The organism is Bradyrhizobium pachyrhizi, from assembly GCF_001189245.1.
In the GTDB taxonomy this organism is placed as follows: domain Bacteria; phylum Pseudomonadota; class Alphaproteobacteria; order Rhizobiales; family Xanthobacteraceae; genus Bradyrhizobium; species Bradyrhizobium pachyrhizi.
In genome coordinates this window covers 4,185-8,187 of the sequence record NZ_LFIQ01000086.1, presented here as the reverse complement: position 1 = coordinate 8,187, position 4,003 = coordinate 4,185, and the positions used below count along the sequence as shown (strand labels likewise).

Genomic DNA, 4,003 nt, shown 5'->3' with positions numbered 1-4,003 from the left:
GGGACAAACCATTTCGGGCCCGGCGGCGTAATTTTTGAGATTTACCGCGCTGACGCGCGAGAGGCGTCTCGAGATGACTGGCGACAAGATTGCTACGAAGGCCGTGCTATTCGCGCCGGCCTAAAGGTCTCAGACCAACAGTTTGCTTCAATCGTGCGAAAGTCAGGCTCCTCGATTTCCGCCATCACGAAGGACCCAAAGGTTATGATCTGACTGGCCGCCCAAATCCGCCCAAGGACAGGCACCGCTGGAAACCATTCCGGGAGCTGGCTGCTTAGTGTCCTTGGGAGATTGGGCACTGTCGCTTTAGGCTGGCGTCACTCGAGCGGTAGAGAGAGCCCCGGCAGTGGCCTATTGCCCTGCTGGCAAACTGTTCTTCCCTTGAGCGGTAGAACCGGCATTGAGGCATCCGGGGCAGTCCGGCTCATGAAATGGGCCAGATTAACGCCCGACGACCACTCCACATAACCAACAGCCGCAAAGCTAACTGCTCCCACGATGAGAATACTGGGCACTGAAGCCGCGACTGCTGACGACAAGCTTTGGCTGCTGAAAAACGGCATCACGATTCTCCGACACCGAGCTGCCACCCGCCCGTGGGTTAGGCCAACTCGCGATGATCGAGTGTGAACGGCCTCACATTTCACGGACACTTGATGCCAATACCGAGCCCGCCGACGCCGGTTCGCGCCCGGCGGGCCGATTTCGCCAATTCAGATCCAGGCCGCGGCCCAGCCTGCTGCTCGCCGGCAGCGGCGATGGCGATCTTATAGGCGTCTGCGGAAGCGCTAGTCTAGACTATGCCCTGGCCGCAAGCCCACTCACCTTTTCCGCTACTGGACCGGTCCCGTCGATCGAAGCGCCGGTTTCAAAATGGTGCTTGTCTTCCGTGTCGGCTGTCAGCACCACAACGGTCTACTGAAGCTCGACCTCCCCGACTGGGACTGGCACGACATCTCGGCACACCTGAATGCCCCGCCTGCGGCAAGGTAGGCTGGGTCGATGCCCAGATGGACTGGGGCGAGGTGATTGATTTCGCCAAGGGCGTCTTGGGCTAAGGCTTTTTCATTCGCCAGCCCGAGCATTTGAGCCGACGGATACGCCTAAAATTTACGTCCGGACGATTCCATCTTTTTGCATTCCCCGCTGACTGTGAGGGATTTCCCTTCCGACCTCAGCGTTTTGGTAGCTTTGCCTGACTGTCGGGAAATAATGATCGAAAGCGAAGCTGTGCTATCCTTTCCACCGATAGCAATTTTTGTCGGACCATCGAAGGAGAAGGAATCTTCGTTCACTCTCCAACCTCCTGCTGTATCGATATAGTACTGGAGGGTCGATGCGGCCATGTTCCAATCACCCGTTGAAGCTGGCGGAAAATCGCACTCCAATGCTGCGACCACAGTTTGCGCGTGACCCTCCAGGGTCAACGCTCCCAAGGCCAGCAGCGATAAAAATCCATTCCGTATGACTTGCACGCAAAGACTCCTCGAGGCGCTCATCGCATATCGATTGGCGATCTCACCAAAGCTGCATTTTAGCCTATTCTCCCCACCCGAAATTCCCGTGTTTCTACGGCCATCGTCGCCATTTCGCAAAGCGCGGAACGCTTATCTCCCAGTCATGCTCAAACGAAGGCCTCTCGAGACCCCGTCCGAAAGCGCTCGGCAATTTGCCGCCGATATGCGGGCGTTCCACGGCGGGCGCGACCGATCAAGCGTGACGAGTTAGCGGCCAATACCCAGGCATCTCCTCCTGCAATATATGCCTAATGGCACGAAGCTCCGGCTTGCCGGCGTCCTCGAGCTGTTCAAGCTGATGCGATCACAGTCCCAAAGACAACGACTGGCAGGAAACTTTGCCCTTGATAGCAGCCTGCGGTTGATTCAGACTCTCGGAAGAAGATCACCGGGAGCAAGACTACGATGGCAACCATCGGCACCGTGACTTTTCTCGTACTTGTGGGCATTCCGATCGCGCTGATCATTGCCGCCCGTTTCAGCGCGCGCGCAGCCTATCAGAAGCAAATGACAGATAACGCGATGCGGTCCATGGGCAACCAGAGCACATGAAACTTGTCTGGGCGGTCGCAGTTTCGCTCATGCCTTGCGTACTTGCCGCGAATGCCAATGCCCAAAACTGTTTCACGGGCCCCATCAAAACGAAGGACGGCTCTTTGCAGACCTGGACTGTCGTCAATCGCTGTGGCGCACCGGTAACGATGCAATATTCGCTAAAGCGGCCCGACGGCAACAGCACAAAAAGCGCAGTCGTTCCAGCCTGCAGCAGACAGCGAATTATTCAGACTTTCGAGACAGATCAGATCGAATTTCTAGGCACAGCCTATGGTGTAGGCTGGGAGAAGATATGCCCATCATCGAACGATGAGATTCGCTTCGAGAAACGACTAGAGAAATCAATCAATGGAGCGGATCAAATCCCCTTTCCGTCCATGAGCCCTCGCCCCTAGCCGGCCCCGCGCCAATAGGCCCTGCGGGGCGGAAATCCATTCCCTAACAAGCCGCCGTCAGTTGGCGATTCCCTCGAAAGGGTACCCGGCAGCCCAGCTCCGGCTTGCTGATGCCTTCCAGCACAGAGCAGACCGATGCTGGCGAGATCCACGAGAAAGAAGCTAAGAAGCGGCAAGGCGCGGACAGTCGCCCTCCCCGCCATGGCGGTCGAAGAGCTGCGCCGCTGGCGCGCGGCCCATGCGGAGGAATTGCTTCGCCTTGGGGTTCCGTGGACCGCCGAGCTTCGCGTCGTCACCCAAGCGGACGACAGCCGGCTCCAGCCGCAAAGCGTGACGCTCGTCGTGCCCGACTTCCTGAGGGGTACGTCACCTTGCACAGCCTACGGCACAGACACGCCAGCCACATGCTGGCATCCAACATTCACCCCAAGGTGGTGCAGAAACGGCTCGGACATTCGTCCATCGCGATCACGATGGATCTGAGCCACCTGATGCCGAATATGCAGGGTGAAGCTGCCCCGGCGGTTGACGGGGTACTGCGCGCGGCCATAAACAAGCGCGCCGACGACGTTGGGTAGCAAGACGGTAGCAAAGTCCTGGCTTTGTTCTCACCCGCCAGCTAGAAACCTCAACGATTACAAGGCTTGGAAGGGTGGCCGAGCGGTTTAAGGCACCGGTCTTGAAAACCGGCGTGCCCGCAAGGGTACCGTGGGTTCGAATCCCACCCCTTCCGCCATAGCAAATTGAAATCATTATCTTATTTCAGATATCGAGCATTGTGCGCACAAATGACTGCACAATGCAAAGCGACCCCAGCGCGGGCGCGCCGGGGCCACCACTAACTCCCGGTCGAGGGCGCCACCTGATCCGGGAGCTGCATTGACGACTCCCAACATCGCCACCTTGTTCCCGGCTTGTCAGGTGGTTCCCGGCTTATCAGCCCACCCGCAAATTTTCGGCGGACGTTTTCCCGCGATTGTCCTTCGCTTCGTAGCTGACTTTCGCACCCTCATTGAGGCTGCTCAGGCCTGCCCTTTCAACGGCAGAAATGTGTACGAACACATCCTTGCTCCCATCGTCGGGCTGGATGAATCCATAACCCTTGGTCGGGTTGAACCACTTCACTGTACCAGTCGCCACAGACAAATCTCCTTTGAGCCCAGTGGCGACAGCCTAAATAGCGCTGCGCCCCGCAAGAACAAACACACCGCGCAGCCCGGTTAGCAATTCAGCAACCGAACCGGCGCAGGCTTCTTGTGGGACGGGACCGTTGGGGACGAAACATGGCGGTCCGTTTCGGGAGGAGCTGGCGTGCGGCCCTGGCGCCGGCTCTTCTTCCAAACGTTTGTGTGAGCCAAGCAACAGTCGTTTGGCGCAAAGACTGCTAGGCAACCGATACTGGGAATTTCAGGGCCCCAGCGCTGGGAATGACAGGGCGCCGCCGGGACAAACCATTTCGGGCCCGGCGGCGTACTTTTGAGATTTGGCGACTGCGCGCGTGAGAGGCGTCTCCAGGATGAATAGCAATAAAATCGC

Annotated in this window: 5 protein-coding genes and 1 tRNA gene; 4 read left to right on the top strand and 2 right to left on the bottom strand. The window is 58.1% G+C overall.

Annotation, left to right across the window (positions count from 1 at the left end; genetic code table 11):
• Positions 1-213: hypothetical protein (locus AKL29_RS44000; protein WP_210168329.1), on the top strand; the 213-nt coding region annotated here is incomplete at its 5' end.
• Positions 214-1,103: 890 nt separating this feature from the next.
• On the opposite strand, the gene AKL29_RS42075 is transcribed toward AKL29_RS44000, so the two are convergent.
• Positions 1,104-1,475, bottom strand: a complete 372-nt coding sequence (locus AKL29_RS42075; protein ID WP_152977684.1) for a hypothetical protein — start codon at positions 1,473-1,475, stop codon at positions 1,104-1,106.
• A gap of 447 nt (positions 1,476-1,922) precedes the next feature.
• Between AKL29_RS42075 and AKL29_RS42885 the strand changes: the two genes are divergently transcribed.
• The 3 genes from AKL29_RS42885 (at position 1,923) to AKL29_RS19965 (ending at position 3,203) form a co-directional block, all read left to right on the top strand.
• On the top strand, positions 1,923-2,069 hold the full coding sequence (locus AKL29_RS42885) for a hypothetical protein (RefSeq protein WP_160321764.1): 147 nt from the start codon (positions 1,923-1,925) through the stop codon (positions 2,067-2,069).
• Between the two features lie 508 nt (positions 2,070-2,577).
• Positions 2,578-3,045, top strand: a complete 468-nt coding sequence (locus tag AKL29_RS19970) for a tyrosine-type recombinase/integrase (RefSeq protein ID WP_244482214.1) — start codon at positions 2,578-2,580, stop codon at positions 3,043-3,045.
• A 68-nt stretch (positions 3,046-3,113) separates the two neighbouring features.
• Positions 3,114-3,203 (top strand) — tRNA-Ser (locus AKL29_RS19965).
• A 200-nt stretch (positions 3,204-3,403) separates the two neighbouring features.
• Here AKL29_RS19965 and AKL29_RS19960 read toward each other — a convergent pair.
• Complete coding sequence (locus tag AKL29_RS19960; protein WP_050385323.1) at positions 3,404-3,607, bottom strand: cold-shock protein; 204 nt, start codon at positions 3,605-3,607, stop codon at positions 3,404-3,406.
• Between the last annotated feature and the right edge of the window lie 396 nt (positions 3,608-4,003).

Coding starts and splice junctions, on each gene's coding strand:
- AKL29_RS42885 (WP_160321764.1), top strand. CDS start 1,923: ATGGCAACCATCGGCACCGTGACTTTTCTCGTACTTGTGGGCATTCCG.
- AKL29_RS19970 (WP_244482214.1), top strand. CDS start 2,578: ATGCCTTCCAGCACAGAGCAGACCGATGCTGGCGAGATCCACGAGAAA.